Here is a 15,902-nt window from a genome sequence, read left to right on the forward strand (position 1 = left end):
AGCTCAAACGAAATGTTATAACATAACAAATGATAATAATTCTCAAACTTACGTCAAGCTATTTTTTTATGCTAAGGTAATACCATTCTCAGACGGCGTTCATTTATCATGTCTTATCAAATTGATCCTATTGGTATTATCCACTCTCCTTATAAAGAAAAATTTGCTGTTCCTAGACAACCGGGACTTGTACCCAGTGCTCGTTCTGAAATCTATTTACAAGGTGATGCAAACGCTATGGAGGCGGTTCGAGGTATTGAGCAGTTTAGTCATTTATGGCTGCTGTTTTTGTTTGATCAAAATCTTGAAGCAGGTTGGCGTCCAACGGTTCGCCCTCCTCGGTTAGGTGGAAATGAGCGAGTTGGTGTTTTTGCAAGCCGAGCGACCTTTAGACCTAATGGTATCGGTATGTCGGCCGTTGAACTTAAAGGGGTTCGACAACAGGACGGGCAGGTAATTTTAGAGCTTGGTGGTGTTGATCTGGTTGATGGCACCCCGATTATAGATATTAAGCCTTATATACCTTACTCCGACAGTATCGCCGATGCCTGTGGCGGCTTTGCCAGTGAAGAGCCGACTAAACTTGAAGTTATCTTTACTCCACAAGCACAAGCTCAACTCGCAGGGCCTCGTTCTGCAGAATATCAAGCCGTGATCAGTGAAGTCTTAGCCCAAGATCCTCGTCCTGCATATAAAAAGAATAAAGCAGACAGTAAAGAATATGCGGTTCATCTTTACCATTTTAATGTCAAATTCACAGTTCAAGACTCACAAGTTACCGTCACAACGGTGGAAACTGACCAATAAATCGCTATTTATGACCAGTTCTTTTTGGCTAAAACTTGATTGACTGGTAATATACACGGTTGCCGCACTCTTGCGGCAAGAGAGTTTTCTCTCTTTACTTTTCCTATTTCACTAATCAACGGATACCATCAATGCGTACCAGTAACTATCTTCTTTCTACTCTGAAGGAGACTCCAAACGACGCAGAAATCATTAGCCACCAGCTAATGCTTCGTGCAGGTATGATCCGTAAGCTGGCTTCAGGTCTATACACCTGGCTGCCTACAGGTCTGCGTGTTCTGCGTAAGGTCGAAAACATCGTTCGCCAAGAAATCGACAATGCAGGTGCAGTCGAAACCTTGATGCCCGTTGTTCAGCCGTTTGAACTATGGGAAGAAACAGGACGCTCAGAAAAAATGGGCCCTGAACTACTTCGCTTTACTGACCGTCACGCGCGTCCGTTTGTACTGAGCCCGACAGCAGAAGAAGTTATCACTAGCTTAGTGCGTAACGAAGTAAGCTCTTACAAACAACTTCCGTTGAATCTGTACCAAATCCAGACTAAATTCCGTGATGAGCGTCGTCCTCGTTTCGGTGTAATGCGTGCACGTGAATTCTGCATGATGGATGCTTACAGCTTTGACATTGATAAAGAAGGTCTACAAAAATCTTACGATGCAATGCACGATGCTTACTGTAAAGCATTCGATCGCATGGGTCTTGAGTACCGTCCAGTATGGGCTGACTCTGGCGCAATCGGTGGTAATGGCTCTCAAGAGTTCCACGTACTGGCTGAAAGCGGCGAAGATTTAATCGCATTCTCAACAGAATCTGACTACGCAGCAAACATCGAAAAGGCAGAAGCACTAGCTCCAGCTCACGATCGTGCAGCACCAACTGTAGAGCTTTCTGTTATCGACACACCAAATGCAAAAACTATCGATGAGTTAGTTGAGCAACACGGTATCGCTATCGAGAAAACAACTAAGACGCTATTTGTTAAAGCTTCTGATGAAATCGATGCGCCTATCGTAGCGCTATTGGTTCGTGGCGATCACGAGTTAAACGAAATTAAAGCAGAAAACCTAGACTGGGTTGCTTCTCCACTAGAAATGGCAACAGAAGAAGAAATTCGCCAGTTCGTTAACGCCGGTCCAGGCTCACTAGGTCCTGTAGGTCTTGAACTGCCATTTATCGTTGACCGTACTGTTGCTGTAATGAGTGACTTCGCAGCGGGTGCAAACATCGATGGCAAGCACCATGTTGGCATCAACTGGGATCGTGACGTTGCACTAGGCCGTGTTGAAGATCTACGTAACGTAGTTGAAGGCGATCCAAGCCCATGTGGTCAAGGTACGCTAATGCTTAAGCGTGGTATCGAAGTAGGTCATATCTTCCAACTAGGTACTACGTACTCTGAAAAGATGAACTGTGGCGTTCTCGATTCAAACGGTAAAAACGTTATCCTAGAGATGGGTTGTTACGGTATTGGTGTATCTCGTGTTGTTGCTTCTGCTATTGAGCAAAATAACGATGAAAACGGCATTATCTGGCCTGATGCTATTGCACCGTTCCAAGTGTCTATCGTTCCTATGAACATGGCTAAATCAGAAGAAGTTAAAGAAGCTGCAGAGAAACTGTATGCCGACCTAACTGCTGCTGGTATTGATGTCCTGTTTGATGACCGTAAAGAACGCCCTGGTGTTATGTTTGCAGATCACGAATTGATCGGTATTCCACACACTATCGTTATTGGTAACCGCAGTCTTGAAAACGGTGAGATGGAATATAAGAACCGTCGCACTGGTACAAAAGAAAATGTTGCAGTTACTGATATTGTAGAGTTTGTTACAAACAAGCTAGCAAACTAATTGTCAGTAATTTGATGATTTATAAAGCCTCGTGATAAACGGGGCTTTTTTTTTGACTACAGATCACAAAAAAACGAGACGTAACGCAAAATTTGACACATTTTACGCCATAAAGCCGACAAATAAGTAACTTAACATTGATTCACAAGACAAATTCCATATAGTTATCCATCCTGTTCATCAATAAGCATAATGTATGGATTCAAAGCTAAGGGATTACACCACAGCCCCTCTCTTTACCCATCAAAAATCGTCTTTTCTTGGCGCAGATACGCGACTGTTATTTTTACAACAGCTGCAAGGAAAACTCGACTTATATGATGTATTTCAGATATTTACTCAAGAAATCGATAAATATATTGATGTATCAAAGTTAAGTTGGCACTTCGATAATGAGTGCGCCTTAATTAAATCAACAGATATGCCAAAATATCATACTTACTGCTTTTCTCTCTCCTTTGATGAACGAGTATTAGGCGAATTACATTATCAAACCCCTTATACCCTAGAGCCTGAAGAACAGACGCTGCTTCACCATTATCATCGTTTATTTGCAGGCACTTTAAATAATGCTCTAGAGTTTCGCCGCATAAAAAAAATGGCTCTACGCGATCATCTCTCTGATCTTGGAAACCGTGCTTGTTTCGAACAAGATATTCATCACGCACTGGCTATTAGTGAACGCCGTACTATTGGCCTTACCTTAGTTATTTTTGATCTCGATAACTTTAAACAGGTCAATGATCAACATGGTCACCTAAATGGTGATAAGGTTATTCGGAGTTTTTCAAAAGCATTGAAAGAGTCGGTGCGAGCCTCTGATCGCTGTTATCGTTTAGGTGGCGATGAATTTATTGCTCTTCTACAACCATCAACAGAGCAATCAGCTGAAAAGGTCACCTTACGAGTCATTGAAGCACTGTCGAGCCACCCTATTCTCCAACATTTTAATATCGGAACATCTTTTGGTTACGCCAATTACCATAATGGTGATACTTCTGCATCTTTGATTGAACGAGCAGACCGAAGACTCTACTATCACAAGCGCAATAAATAATCATTTAACTCCTTATCTGATGTTATTTATTCTTAATTAATCAGTAACTCGTTATAGTGTTCTTTAAGAATAGTTCTCATCCAATTATCTCGTTATCCATAATAGATAATCGAATGAGTTTAGACTGAAGGATAAGTACGATGAAAATTTATGATTGCTGTGAGCTAGTTCGAATGAGTTACGCTCAAATCGGTAGTGGTGATCTGGGCTATATTCCTAAAGCTATTACCTGTGCGGTAAAGACACTAAATCACATAGCAGCTGATGAATCTCTACCTATGGAGACTCGCGAAAGAGCTGCTTTTGCTGTTGCAAACTTATTAATGAGTGATCACGAGGATTAAATAATGGATTTAAGTAAATTTGAAGCCATGGACCCTATCATGTTAATGAGTATCGTTAATATGAAAATCCGTGATGAATTTGGTGATTTAGAGAACCTAGTAAAGTTTTACGATATTGATAAAGACAAACTAATCGAAAAGTTAGCAAACGCAGGTTTTGACTACCTTCCTGAAGCAAACCAATTTCGTTAATACAATCTGTAAGACAACAAAATAACAAAGGCGGCCTTTTTATCTTAAGGCCGCCTTTTTCGTAACAAATCGCAATCTTTTACTTATCCTTTAAAGACAGGCAATAAATTGGCCATGGCAAGTAGATGGAATGCTGCAGTTAGGACACCAAAACCAATTACTACATAAATCGTGATATTACCGCCAGGTACAACAAATCCTTGCTGGACAGGCTCTCGATTACGCAGCTTTTTAGCTAACATAGCAGGAATAATACAAGCCCAAATTGTCGCAGCAGCACCCGCTAAGCCAATAGCAGTAACAAAACCAAATGGCGCAATAAGAGAAAAGATTAATGGTGGTAAAAATGTCACAGACCAGGTTTTTAATCGACCTTGCTTAGTATCGGCAAAACCAAAAAAGTCCGCTAAGTAATCAAAAACCCCTAATCCCACACCGATAAACGATGAAACTACAGCTGCAATAGAGAAAATATGTAAAGCTTGTTTTATGCTGTTTGAATCAATGGCGCTATTAAGTGCAGACATTAAGACATCAACTCCACCACCAGCACTAACAACTGGACCAAACGAATCGCGTGGTAAGTTACCAAAAATACAGATAACCCAAACCAAATAAAAAGTCAGAGCAATCATGGTTCCACCCAAAATGGCTTTCTTTGCTCGATGCTCATCTTGGTAATAATCACGCATAGTACTAACAGAATGATGATAGCCAAACGAGGTTAATGCGACAGGTAACAACGCTAAAGCATACGCAGAATAATGCGTTTCGCCTTTTGCATTATCGAGTAAAACCGGAACACTGACATGTGAAGCAAGTCCTGAGATCCCTAAAATAAAACTGATGATCATAAATAAGATCAATACAATAGAGATACGATCAACGGCTCGTGTTGAATGCAAAACAAAGGCTGAACAGATAGCGACAAAAATAACGGATGCTACCTGACGACTAACACCAATAATCTCACTGAAAATCATGCCCGATGTTGATATATAAGCATACAGTAAAATACCACCAACAAAATAAAGTGACAGATTATTGATAAAGTTTACTTTTTTACTTAATACATCTTTTGCGACCGTATTAAATGAAGATTTAAATTCATAATGTTTTAAAGCTTCTAATAACAACCAACCTGATAGTGTCATCATGATCATGGTAAAAGAGATGGCAGCCATACTCCATAATGTCCATGCACCCGCCCCAGCACTTGGTAAGCCAAGCATGCCTGCTCCAACACAAACACTGGCAATAATACACGCTCCTCCGAGGGTGGATGGTTTACTCATGATAACTCCTTACGACTCTCTGTATCAGCAGACTAGTACACTAATATGTTTTATATAATGTCGCAATAAAAAATTGCTAAGCAGAGTAAAAAAACAGCAAAAGAGCACAGAACAAAAAAATACGTTAACCATTCATGATTTTTAAGCATAAAAAAACACCACGTTAGACAAGCTACCCGTGGTGTTTTATAAACGCTTATACTTTAAAATGTATCGAATTTAGCGTGATCTAATAATTGTTCAATCAATGCTTCATAGCTTAGCCCTGCTTGAGCTGCTGCCATTGGAAATACACTACGCTCAGTCATACCTGGGATGGTATTCATCTCAATTAAGTAAACGTCATTATGCTCTGTTAGTAACACATCAATGCGTCCCCAACCTCGACAGCCTAATGCTTGGTAAGCTGCCTGTATTGTCTCTTGCATTGCTTGTTCTTCAATCGCGGTTAAATCGGATGGGCAGTGATAAGTTGCACTCTGAGTACCAAATTTTGCATTCCAGTCAAAAAATTCTTCAGAGCAAATTTGAACAACAGGTAGAGCCTCGCCATTTAACACAGCGCAGGTATATTCTCGGCCAACAATAAACTGCTCAACCAAAACCTCAGTATCATATTCAAAGGCCGCTAATAGCGCATCCCATAGCTGAACGTCATTGTCCGCTTTTGCAACACCAATACTGCACCCTTGATTTAAAGGTTTCACCACAACAGGGAAAGTAAGCTCAGAGCAAAGGGTCATAATATCCACTTGCGACATCGTTTTTTGGATTAAAACCCAAGGCGCAGTGATAAGACCATTTGCTTGCCATATTTCTTTAGTCTTTAGCTTATTAAGAGAAATAGCAGAAGCCAGTACGCCGCTGCCAATATAAGGAATTTGTAGAATATCTAATAAAGATTGGACATGGCCACTTTCTCCCATGCCGCCATGTAAAGCAATAAAGACCTTATCCAGTTTGTAGAACCCAAGCATTGATAAATCAATATAGCGAGGATCTAAATGAATGGCCTCATGCCCTAATGATTCAATTGCCGCTATGATTCGAGTTCCAGATTTCAATGACACCTCACGTTCACTGGAATCACCACCATATAAGACGCCAATTCTCATGCACCTTCCTCTATATATTGCCCATAATTGGACATAAAAATGGAAGGCAATTTTTAGCTAAGATCGAAAAAACACATACAGCAAAAATATAACTTTGCGTGATAAGTCACTAGTCACATATTAGCAATGTGATCAAATCGACAAATATGGCTCAAAACTCATTTTCTAGAGCAATAGTGATATCAGATCCAGAAAATTCAGCCACAACAAAGATACCAACAACAGCAACTAATTTGTCATTATAAAAAATCAAAGGCGTTCGGTTTCTCATCCAACTTGGTACTTGATACTCTTGGTACAGTTTTTTGATTTTTCGACTACCACTACGACCTAAAGGTTTAATGGCATCCCCTTGATAATGAAAACGAACAGAGACGGTTTCATCAGGTTTAGGTTGTCTTAATAATGGTTCTTCACCTTGCAAAGTTAAGGTTAGCTTTCCTAAATTTTGTGGCAGTTGATAAGTTTGCTCTAGTGCTATCGTTTGCTGCCATGAACTAATATCATCCCACTGCTCTAAGACATACAAACGACCTTGATAACGTCGTATTTCATATTGGCTCCAACACAATTTCGGATTAGCATCTTCTTTAGCATGCACTACAGAAGACCAAATTTGTTGCAACTGTGCAAGAGATGGCATAACAACGGCTAACGATTTTAACCATTGGCGAATCAAAGCAAACCCTAGAGATTTACTGCAAGGCGATGGTAATAACAAGCTTTTATCACTCTGAATCGCTTGGTTAAGTGTTTGCCCTAACAGTTCAGCAAGTAACCCTTCTTGTTCACCACATAATTGAGCGCTGCGACTGACTGCTGCAACCACACCAGGCCAACGTTGTTCTAATTCAGGTACGATTTGATGACGAAGAAAATTACGATCATAACGAGTATCTTGATTACTTTCATCTTCGACCCAATCGAGCTGATGAGTGAGAGCAAACTGAACAATCTCAGCCCGACGAGTAGTCAATAATGGTCTGGCATGAAAACCCTGCTCAAATGCGTGCCACTGTGGCATCGCGGCAAGTCCTGCAGGACCACTTCCGCGCTTAAGAGCCAGCATAAACGTTTCAATTTGATCATCAGCATGTTGCGCAGTTAACAAAGTATCACCCGTATTCATATGGGTAGATAAAGCATGATAACGAGCTTGTCGAGCCGCTTGTTCAACACTTACTCGCGATCCTGTTTCTAACTGAACATGCTCAAGTGTAAATGAGATACCATAAGATTCAGCCCACTGTTGACACTTTATTCCCCACTCATCCGCATGGGCACTTAGTCCATGATGAACATACACAGCATGAGCTTGATAGTCTGGATGTTCTGCAATAAAACGAGCTACTAATTCAAGGAGAACCCGAGAATCAACGCCGCCACTAAAAGCAACAATCAACCGCTTTGAGTGATGAGGATAAGCTAATAAGGTCTGAGCAAAAGAGGGATACAGCATGATAGTTAGACAGTTAAATGCAACAACGGTTTTTGAGTATATACCCAAACGGTACTGATTCCCAAGCAGGCTCTCGGTTGATAGAAATCGAGCTAATAAAAAAGGATAGCTCTCGCTATCCTTTTATTATTGATACTTTTATTTGGTTAAAAATCTAGGATTAACAGTAACCGTAGCTCATTAGGCGCTGATAACGACGCTCTAATAACTCTTCAGTATCTAGCTGATCTAACTCTTCTAATTTAGCCACAATTTGAGCTTTTAGATTATCAGACATCATAGCAACATTACGGTGAGCACCACCTAGCGGCTCATCAACAATATTATCGATTAGCTCGAGCTCTTTTAGACGTTGTGCCGTCATCCCCATAGCTTCAGCTGCTTGTGGCGCTTTATCTGAATCACGCCATAAGATAGAAGCACAACCTTCTGGTGAGATAACCGAATAAGTAGAGTATTGCAGCATATTTACGCAATCACCTACGCCGATAGCTAATGCACCACCAGAACCACCTTCACCAACAACGTTACAAATAACAGGCACTTTCAGACCTGCCATCACTTTTAAGTTAGTTGCAATTGCTTCAGATTGTCCGCGCTCTTCTGCACCAACACCTGGGTATGCACCCGCTGTATCAATAAAGGTAATAATTGGCATCTTAAAGCGCTCAGCCATTTTCATTAGGCGTAGGGCTTTACGATAACCTTCAGGCTTAGGCATACCAAAGTTACGTAGTACCTTCTCTTTGGTTCCGCGACCTTTTTGGTGGCCAATAACCATCACAGGACGACCATCCAAACGTGCAATACCGCCTACTAATGCTTTATCATCAGCAAAAGCACGATCTCCTGCTAGTTCATCGAACTCATCAAACATGTGTTCAACGTAATCAAGCGTATATGGGCGCTGTGGGTGGCGAGCGAGTTGTGCCACCTGCCATGCGCCAAGATCACCAAAAATCTTTGTTGTTAGCTCAAGGCTCTTCTTTTCTAGTGATGCAATTTCTTTTTCAAGATCAACAGACTCAGAGCCTTCGCGACGAGAGACATCACGTAATGCTTCAATTTTTGCTTCTAGTTCTGCAATCGGTTGTTCAAAATCAAGGAAGTTCAGGCTCATACCACTTTAAATCCTTTTGCTTATGGACCCTCTAGCCTACCACTAGATAAGCCCTATAAGCTAAATTAATTAAACTCAAGCTCGACCTGCTTCTCACCCAGTAGGATTTTTAGATCCGATATCAGTTGATCGGCAGGCGTAATACGCCACTCTGTTCCTAAAGTAAGTTTGGCACGGGCATTCGAGCGCTGATAATACACATTAACAGGTACAGTTCCTGCTTTGTGTGGTTCCAGTATTTCACTGAAACGGGCAAAAAATTTGTCATCAATTTGCTGTTCGGTTACCGAAATGGCTAATCCCCGCAAATGTTTTTCACGTGCATCGGAAATATCGAGCACTTCACGGGCAGACATTCTAAGTCCCCCGTTGTAATCATCAAAGCTGACCTGTCCGGTTACAACAACAATTCGGTCAGTTTCAATCAAATCAAGATAACGTTCTAACGCCTCAGAGAATAACATGACTTCCATTCGACCTGAACGATCATCTAAGGTTAAAAGTCCAATTCTCGTTCCACGCTTAGTCGTCATCACACGAGCGGCTATCACCAGGCCTGCAACCGTTGCCGCCCCATCGCGACGAGTTGGCTGGGCATCTTTCAAACGCCAAGTCGTATAGTGCTTCAGCTCCGATAGATACGCATTAATAGGGTGACCAGTTAGGTATAGTCCTAAAGTCTCCCGCTCGCCTTCCAACCAAACTTTATCTGGCCATTCTGGAATATTTGCGTATTTGTGTTCAACCTCTTCAGGTGCTTCAGTCAACACGCCAAACATATCAGTTTGACCAAATGCTTCTGCTTGATGGTGCTGACTGGCGGCTCGAATAGCATCATCAAGCGAAGCCATCATTGAGGCACGGTTTGGCCCCAATCGATCCATTGCTCCTGATTTTATTAGACGCTCAAGAACACGTTTGTTCACTTTTTTAGTATCGATGCGAGCACAGAAATCAAATAAATCTTTAAAGTGCCCACCTGCTTCACGTGCTGCAATGATGTTTTCAATAGGTCCTTCACCAACACCTTTTACTGCGCCAATACCATAAACAATGGCACCTTGGTCATCAACGTTGAAACGATATAGACCTTTATTTACATCTGGTGGCAGAAGTTTTAGCTTCATACGGTGACATTCATCAACCAAGCCAATGATCTTATCGGTATTATCCATATCCGCAGTCATAACCGCAGCCATAAATTCAGCTGGATAATGCGCTTTTAGCCACAAGGTTTGATAAGAAACCAAAGCATAAGCTGCTGAGTGGGATTTGTTAAAACCATAACCGGCAAATTTCTCTACCAGGTCAAAGATCTTCATCGACAGTTCACCATCGACGCCATTCTTAATCGCACCAGCTTCAAAAACAGCACGCTGTTTCGCCATCTCTTCTGGTTTTTTCTTACCCATCGCACGACGAAGCATATCGGCGCCACCAAGAGTATAACCAGCCAAGACCTGCGCAATCTGCATTACCTGTTCCTGATACAAGATGATGCCATAGGTTGGATCTAGAATGTCTTTTAGTGACTCATGTTGCCACTTTTCATCGGGATAAGAGACCGCTTCTCGACCATGCTTACGGTCAATAAAGTTATCTACCATGCCCGATTGCAAAGGACCAGGACGGAACAAGGCCACAAGTGCGATCATATCCTCAAAACAGTCTGGTTGAAGACGTTTGATCAGATCTTTCATACCACGAGATTCAAGCTGGAACACCGCGGTAGTTTCTGAACGCTGCAGCATAGTAAATGACTTCTGATCCGCCATTGGAATTGCTGCGATATTAACGGGGTCTTTACCTTGAGCTTCTAGGCGTGGGTTGATCATACCCAATGCCCAGTCAATGATGGTTAATGTTCGTAGACCCAAAAAGTCAAATTTAACTAGACCGGCACTTTCAACGTCATTCTTATCAAATTGGGTAACCGGATGATGACCTTCTGCATCACAATACAGTGGAGCAAAATCTGTAATGGTCGTTGGTGAGATAACCACACCACCTGCGTGCTTACCTGCGTTTCGGGTCACACCTTCAAGGATACGGCACATATCAATCAGATCTTTGACTTCTTCATCAGAATCATAAGACTGTTGAAGTTGAGGTTCGGCATCAAATGCTTTTGCCAGCGTCATACCCGGTTCTGCTGGTACTAGCTTTGAAATACGATCAACAAAGCCGTATGGGTGCCCAAGAACACGACCGACATCTCGAATTACCGCCTTCGCCGCCATGGTACCAAAGGTGATAATCTGAGATACCGCATCTCGACCATACATATCCGCAACGTGATCGATAACCTGATCACGCTTATCCATACAGAAATCGACGTCGAAATCGGGCATGGATACACGCTCAGGGTTTAGAAATCGTTCGAACAGCAAATCAAATTCAAGTGGATCAAGGTCAGTGATCTTAAGTGCATAAGCCACTAAAGAGCCCGCACCTGAACCACGACCTGGACCTACTGGTACCCCATTATCTTTTGACCATTGGATGAACTCCATTACGATCAAGAAGTAACCGGGGAATCCCATTTGGTTAATTACTTCCAGTTCAATATCCAAACGCTCATCATATTCAGGACGGCGCTCAGCACGAATATCAGGATCTGGGAAAAGAAACTCTAAACGCTCTTCTAAGCCTTCTTTTGACTTAACAATAAGGAAGTCTTCTGTGCTTAGCTCACCAGTTGGAAAGTTGGGCAGGAAGTACTCACCAAGACGTACAGTAACATTACAACGCTTAGCAATTTCGACACTATTTTCAAGCGCTTCTGGAATATCAGCAAACAGCTCACACATTTCTTCTTCACTGCGAAGATACTGTTGAGCACTGTAGTTTTTAGGGCGGTTTGGATCGGCTAGCGTGTAACCATCGTGAATGGCAACTCGAATTTCATGGGCTTCAAATTGATCAGCCGACAATAATCGAACATCATTGGTTGCTACAACAGGTAATTGTGCTTTTTCTGCTAACTCAATAGCAAAATGCAAATACGCCTCTTCATCTGAACGACCAGTTCGTACTAATTCAAGATAGTAACTGTCTGGGAAATAGGTCTGATAAAACGCCACACACTGCTCAACCATATTCTGGTTACCTTTGAGCAGGGCCTTACCAACATCACCGGTTTTACCACCTGATAAAAGAATTAAGCCATCTTTATGCTTAATCAACCACTCTTTATCAATCACAGGTTGATGTTGAACATGACCACGTTGATAAGCTTCTGAAATAAGTAGAGTTAAGTTTTTATAACCCTCGTTATTAGCAGCAAGGATTGTTAAATCAAAAAGTTCATCACCTAACTCTTCACTCTGAACCTTAAAGTCAGCGCCGATAATTGGCTTAATGCCCGCATCATGCGCAGCATAATAGAACTTCACTAAACCACATAAGTTAGTAAAGTCAGTTATAGCCAAGGCTGGCATCTGAAGTTCAGAGGCTTTTTTGATAATTGGTTTGACTTTCGCCAGACCATCTATCATCGAGAAATCACTGTGTACTCGAAGGTGAATAAAACGTGGTTCTGCCATGATGACCTAAATCAGTTTTGTTACATAATGGGAAAGATTATACCTGAGAATGCGTAATCTATGGATGGTATAAGAAGAAATAGCCGCAAGGATGCCGTATCTTGCGGCAAGGAGTGTTTAATCGAGACCTAAAATACGCTTAACAGGCTTAAAGCTTTTGCGATGCTGTTCGATAACGCCATGCTCTTCTAGGGCAGCAAAGTGCGCCTTAGTTGGGTATCCTTTATGTTTGGCAAAACCAAATTGAGGATATTGAGCATCCAACTCATCCATTTCACGATCTCGTGTTACTTTGGCTAAAATAGAAGCGGCACTGATCTCAGCAACTCGCAAATCCCCTTTCACTACAGCCTGTGCTGGCATAGGTAATTCAGGAGTCTTATTACCATCAATCAACACAAAATCAGGAGCAATATTCAATCCAGCGACAGCACGCTGCATAGCCACCATTGTCGCTTGTAAAATATTGAGCTCATCAATTTCATCAGCTTCACAGCGACCTAACGACCATGCCAACGCTTTTTCTTTGATTTCATCAAACAGTGCGTTACGTTTTTTTTCTGATAATTTTTTAGAATCTGTTAACCCTTCAATTGGGTTATTGGGATCTAAAATCACAGCGGCGGTAACTACTGCGCCAACTAAGGGCCCTCGACCCACTTCGTCTACGCCAGCAATCAAGTTCGCTGTTGGATATACAAATGGCTCTAGTTCTTTTGTCATTACGATTACGCTTTGTCTATTAATTTAAGCACCGCTTGTGCTGCTTGTTTATCCGCATCACAACGAATCCACTGATGCATTTGGTTAAATTCTGCAATCAGGTCTGAATTATCTTGAGCTAAAAAGCGATTTACTTGTTCAGCCAATTTGGCCGGTTCACACTCTTCTTGCAGTAATTCAGGAACCAGCTCTTTATCCGCTAAAATATTTGGCAATGAAACATACTTGGTCTTAAGCATTCGTTTCGCAAGCCAAGCGGTTAACGGTTTCACTTTGTATCCCACTACCATTGGGCGCTTAACTAGCATGCACTCTAATGCAACTGTACCCGAAGCAAGCAGTACCGCATCAGAGGCAATCATAACATTTCGCGCAGTGTCATCCACTAACACAAAATCAAGCTCTGGAGCAATGCTTTGCCACGCTTGTTCAAACTGTTCTCGGCGCTTTTGATTCACCAAGGCAACCACAAATCCCAAATCAGGATGTTGCTGTTTCAACAAGCGACAAGTCTCAATAAATGGCGGAGCAATGAGCTCCATTTCTCCACCTCGGCTACCGGGTAATACTGCGAGATAGCGCTGATTAGGATCAAGATTGAGTAATTGACGTGCAGCTAATTTATCGGTTTCAAGAGGAATTGCATCAGCCATGGTATGGCCAATAAATTCACACGGAACATTAAATTTATCGTAAAACGCTTTTTCAAATGGCAGAAAAGCCAACACTAAATTTGTCGCTTTCTCTATTTTAAAAATACGTTTCTGTCGCCAAGCCCAAACAGATGGACTAACGTAATGAACAGTTTTAATACCGTGATCTTTAAGATCGCGTTCAAGGCGTAAATTGAAATCAGGAGCATCAATACCGACAAACACATCTGGTGGGTTGTCTGTAAAATAGCGAACTAACTCCGCCTTAATTTTAAACAGACGAGGCAAGCGACCTAAAACTTCAACAATACCCATTACTGCCAACTCTTCCATATCAAAAAGAGCCTGACAGCCAGCAGCCTGCATTCGAGGCCCTGCAACACCAACAAATTCAGCATCTGGATATTGAGCTTTAATGGCTTCAATAAATCCAGCACCTAAAATATCGCCGGAGATTTCCCCGGCGACAATTCCTATACGAAGTGGTTTCGTCATTAGCGAATAATACCGCGACTTGAGTTATCTAAAATTTCGATAAAACGAGACACTGATGGCCACTCTTGCGCCATCTCTTCTAGCACTGGCTTCACTTCAGCCAACGTTTTACCTGAACGATAAATTTCTTTATAGGCACGACGTAGAGCATGCAGCTCTTTTTTCTCAAAACCATTACGCTGTAGGCCAACTAAGTTCAGACCAAATGGTGACGCATGGTTACCTTGAGCAAGGACATAAGGTGGAACATCTTGCACAACAGCAGAACAACCACCAATATAACTGTATGCGCCCACTCGACAAAATGGGTGCACTGCTGATAACGCCATAACACCAGCATAGTCATCAACAGTAACATGGCCACCTAAAATAGAGTTGTTACCAATGTGAGTATTGTTACCAACAACCACATCGTGTGCAATATGAGCACCAACACACAATAGGTTGTCGTCACCAATAACGGTTACGCCTTTATCTTGTGTCGTACCACGGTGGATCTGAACGCTTTCACGAATAACGTTGCGATCACCGATTTCAAGGCGCGTCTGTTCACCTTGATATTTCTTGTCTTGGCACTCTTCACCAACAATAGCAAATGGGAAGATACGGTTATCTTTACCAATTACTGTTGGGCCTTTAATTACAACATGTGACATAACTTCGGTGCCATCACCGATCTCAACATTTGTTGCAATATAAGTGAAAGGGCCAACCGTTACATTCGCACCAATCTTAACACCATCTTCAATAACGGCTGTTGGGTGGATATTTGCGGTTTCGTGGATCATGAGAACTCTCGTCTTGCACATTTCAGTTCAGCAGAACAAACAACATCGCCATCAACTTTAGCAACGCCATTAAACATCGCAATACCGCGACGCTCTTTTAGAAATTCAACTTCTAAAACTAGCTGATCACCTGGCATTACAGGCTTACGGAATTTTGCGTTATCGATACTTGCAAAGTAGTACAATTCGTTTTCTTTTGGTGCACCAAAGGTTTTAAATGCTAGTAAGCCAGTTGCTTGAGCCATTGCTTCTAGAATAAGAACACCAGGGAAAACAGGCATGTTAGGAAAGTGACCAGTGAACTGAGGTTCATTGATTGACACATTTTTGATCGCAGTTAAAGTTTTACCTTCTTCGTAATTTACCACGCGATCGATCATCAAAAATGGGTAACGGTGTGGAAGAAGTTGTTGAATTTCTGTGATATTCAGTGTTTTATTTTCACTAGTCAAAACTGAA

The 15,902-nt window shown here is 41.8% G+C and carries 14 protein-coding genes; 5 read left to right on the top strand and 9 right to left on the bottom strand.

The annotated features are described in order from the left end of the window. Window positions 1-108: 108 nt before the first annotated feature. The 5 genes from tsaA to WAX86_RS11825 all read left to right on the top strand — a co-directional run bounded on the left by tsaA (window position 109) and on the right by WAX86_RS11825 (window position 4,250). Window positions 109-807 carry a tRNA (N6-threonylcarbamoyladenosine(37)-N6)-methyltransferase TrmO gene (gene tsaA / locus WAX86_RS11805; protein ID WP_237029748.1) on the top strand — a complete coding sequence of 233 codons (699 nt, stop codon included), beginning with the start codon at window positions 109-111 and terminating at the stop codon, window positions 805-807. A gap of 131 nt (window positions 808-938) precedes the next feature. After that, window positions 939-2,657 carry a proline--tRNA ligase gene (locus WAX86_RS11810; RefSeq protein ID WP_044174680.1) on the top strand — a complete coding sequence of 573 codons (1,719 nt, stop codon included), beginning with the start codon at window positions 939-941 and terminating at the stop codon, window positions 2,655-2,657. A gap of 196 nt (window positions 2,658-2,853) precedes the next feature. Further along, a complete protein-coding gene (locus tag WAX86_RS11815; RefSeq protein WP_044174678.1) occupies window positions 2,854-3,714 on the top strand; it encodes a GGDEF domain-containing protein in 861 nt (286 codons plus the stop codon). A gap of 140 nt (window positions 3,715-3,854) precedes the next feature. After that, window positions 3,855-4,058, top strand: a complete 204-nt coding sequence (locus tag WAX86_RS11820; RefSeq protein WP_044174675.1) for a YaeP family protein — start codon at window positions 3,855-3,857, stop codon at window positions 4,056-4,058. Between the two features lie 3 nt (window positions 4,059-4,061). Further along, the gene (locus tag WAX86_RS11825; RefSeq protein ID WP_065171675.1) at window positions 4,062-4,250 is read left to right on the top strand and encodes a DUF4250 domain-containing protein; all 189 of its coding nucleotides are present in this window, start codon (window positions 4,062-4,064) and stop codon (window positions 4,248-4,250) included. Window positions 4,251-4,333: 83 nt separating this feature from the next. Here the strand turns inward: WAX86_RS11825 and WAX86_RS11830 are convergent, their stop codons facing one another. The 9 genes from WAX86_RS11830 to fabZ all read right to left on the bottom strand — a co-directional run bounded on the left by WAX86_RS11830 (window position 4,334) and on the right by fabZ (window position 15,895). Beyond that, a complete protein-coding gene (locus tag WAX86_RS11830; protein ID WP_341488848.1) occupies window positions 4,334-5,545 on the bottom strand; it encodes an aromatic amino acid transporter in 1,212 nt (403 codons plus the stop codon). A gap of 203 nt (window positions 5,546-5,748) precedes the next feature. After that, window positions 5,749-6,660, bottom strand: coding sequence for a D-alanine--D-alanine ligase (locus tag WAX86_RS11835; protein ID WP_065171677.1), 912 nt, complete (start codon window positions 6,658-6,660; stop codon window positions 5,749-5,751). A gap of 151 nt (window positions 6,661-6,811) precedes the next feature. Then, window positions 6,812-8,119: a tRNA lysidine(34) synthetase TilS gene (tilS, locus tag WAX86_RS11840; protein ID WP_341489382.1), complete on the bottom strand. Its 1,308-nt coding sequence runs from the start codon at window positions 8,117-8,119 to the stop codon at window positions 6,812-6,814. A 160-nt stretch (window positions 8,120-8,279) separates the two neighbouring features. Next, on the bottom strand, window positions 8,280-9,239 hold the full coding sequence (gene accA, locus WAX86_RS11845) for an acetyl-CoA carboxylase carboxyl transferase subunit alpha (RefSeq protein WP_005297959.1): 960 nt from the start codon (window positions 9,237-9,239) through the stop codon (window positions 8,280-8,282). Between the two features lie 65 nt (window positions 9,240-9,304). Continuing rightward, window positions 9,305-12,784 (bottom strand): DNA polymerase III subunit alpha, encoded by a 3,480-nt coding sequence (dnaE, locus tag WAX86_RS11850; protein ID WP_068968383.1) that lies wholly within the window; start codon window positions 12,782-12,784, stop codon window positions 9,305-9,307. A 117-nt stretch (window positions 12,785-12,901) separates the two neighbouring features. Next, on the bottom strand, window positions 12,902-13,507 hold the full coding sequence (gene rnhB, locus WAX86_RS11855) for a ribonuclease HII (RefSeq protein ID WP_341488849.1): 606 nt from the start codon (window positions 13,505-13,507) through the stop codon (window positions 12,902-12,904). 5 nt (window positions 13,508-13,512) lie between these two features. Next, window positions 13,513-14,655 carry a lipid-A-disaccharide synthase gene (gene lpxB / locus WAX86_RS11860; protein WP_044174661.1) on the bottom strand — a complete coding sequence of 381 codons (1,143 nt, stop codon included), beginning with the start codon at window positions 14,653-14,655 and terminating at the stop codon, window positions 13,513-13,515. Beyond that, entirely contained in the window at window positions 14,655-15,443 is a 789-nt protein-coding gene (gene lpxA, locus WAX86_RS11865; protein ID WP_065171680.1) for an acyl-ACP--UDP-N-acetylglucosamine O-acyltransferase, read from the bottom strand. The genes lpxB and lpxA overlap by 1 nt, the downstream gene beginning before the upstream one ends. Next, the gene (gene fabZ, locus WAX86_RS11870) at window positions 15,440-15,895 is read right to left on the bottom strand and encodes a 3-hydroxyacyl-ACP dehydratase FabZ (RefSeq protein ID WP_036763313.1); all 456 of its coding nucleotides are present in this window, start codon (window positions 15,893-15,895) and stop codon (window positions 15,440-15,442) included. The genes lpxA and fabZ overlap by 4 nt, the downstream gene beginning before the upstream one ends. Window positions 15,896-15,902: the final 7 nt, after the last annotated feature.

It is taken from the genome of Photobacterium damselae subsp. damselae, assembly GCF_038086725.1.
In the GTDB taxonomy this organism is placed as follows: Bacteria; Pseudomonadota; Gammaproteobacteria; order Enterobacterales; family Vibrionaceae; genus Photobacterium; species Photobacterium damselae.

Excerpts from the sequence above, each read along its gene's own strand:
- lpxA (WP_065171680.1), bottom strand. The coding sequence starts at position 15,443 with ATGATCCACGAAACCGCAAATATCCACCCAACAGCCGTTATTGAAGAT.
- WAX86_RS11825 (WP_065171675.1), top strand. The coding sequence starts at position 4,062 with ATGGATTTAAGTAAATTTGAAGCCATGGACCCTATCATGTTAATGAGT.
- WAX86_RS11815 (WP_044174678.1), top strand. The coding sequence starts at position 2,854 with ATGGATTCAAAGCTAAGGGATTACACCACAGCCCCTCTCTTTACCCAT.
- WAX86_RS11835 (WP_065171677.1), bottom strand. The coding sequence starts at position 6,660 with ATGAGAATTGGCGTCTTATATGGTGGTGATTCCAGTGAACGTGAGGTG.
- tilS (WP_341489382.1), bottom strand. The coding sequence starts at position 8,119 with ATGCTGTATCCCTCTTTTGCTCAGACCTTATTAGCTTATCCTCATCAC.
- WAX86_RS11830 (WP_341488848.1), bottom strand. The coding sequence starts at position 5,545 with ATGAGTAAACCATCCACCCTCGGAGGAGCGTGTATTATTGCCAGTGTT.
- accA (WP_005297959.1), bottom strand. The coding sequence starts at position 9,239 with ATGAGCCTGAACTTCCTTGATTTTGAACAACCGATTGCAGAACTAGAA.
- WAX86_RS11810 (WP_044174680.1), top strand. The coding sequence starts at position 939 with ATGCGTACCAGTAACTATCTTCTTTCTACTCTGAAGGAGACTCCAAAC.
- lpxB (WP_044174661.1), bottom strand. The coding sequence starts at position 14,655 with ATGACGAAACCACTTCGTATAGGAATTGTCGCCGGGGAAATCTCCGGC.
- WAX86_RS11820 (WP_044174675.1), top strand. The coding sequence starts at position 3,855 with ATGAAAATTTATGATTGCTGTGAGCTAGTTCGAATGAGTTACGCTCAA.
- rnhB (WP_341488849.1), bottom strand. The coding sequence starts at position 13,507 with ATGACAAAAGAACTAGAGCCATTTGTATATCCAACAGCGAACTTGATT.
- dnaE (WP_068968383.1), bottom strand. The coding sequence starts at position 12,784 with ATGGCAGAACCACGTTTTATTCACCTTCGAGTACACAGTGATTTCTCG.
- tsaA (WP_237029748.1), top strand. The coding sequence starts at position 109 with ATGTCTTATCAAATTGATCCTATTGGTATTATCCACTCTCCTTATAAA.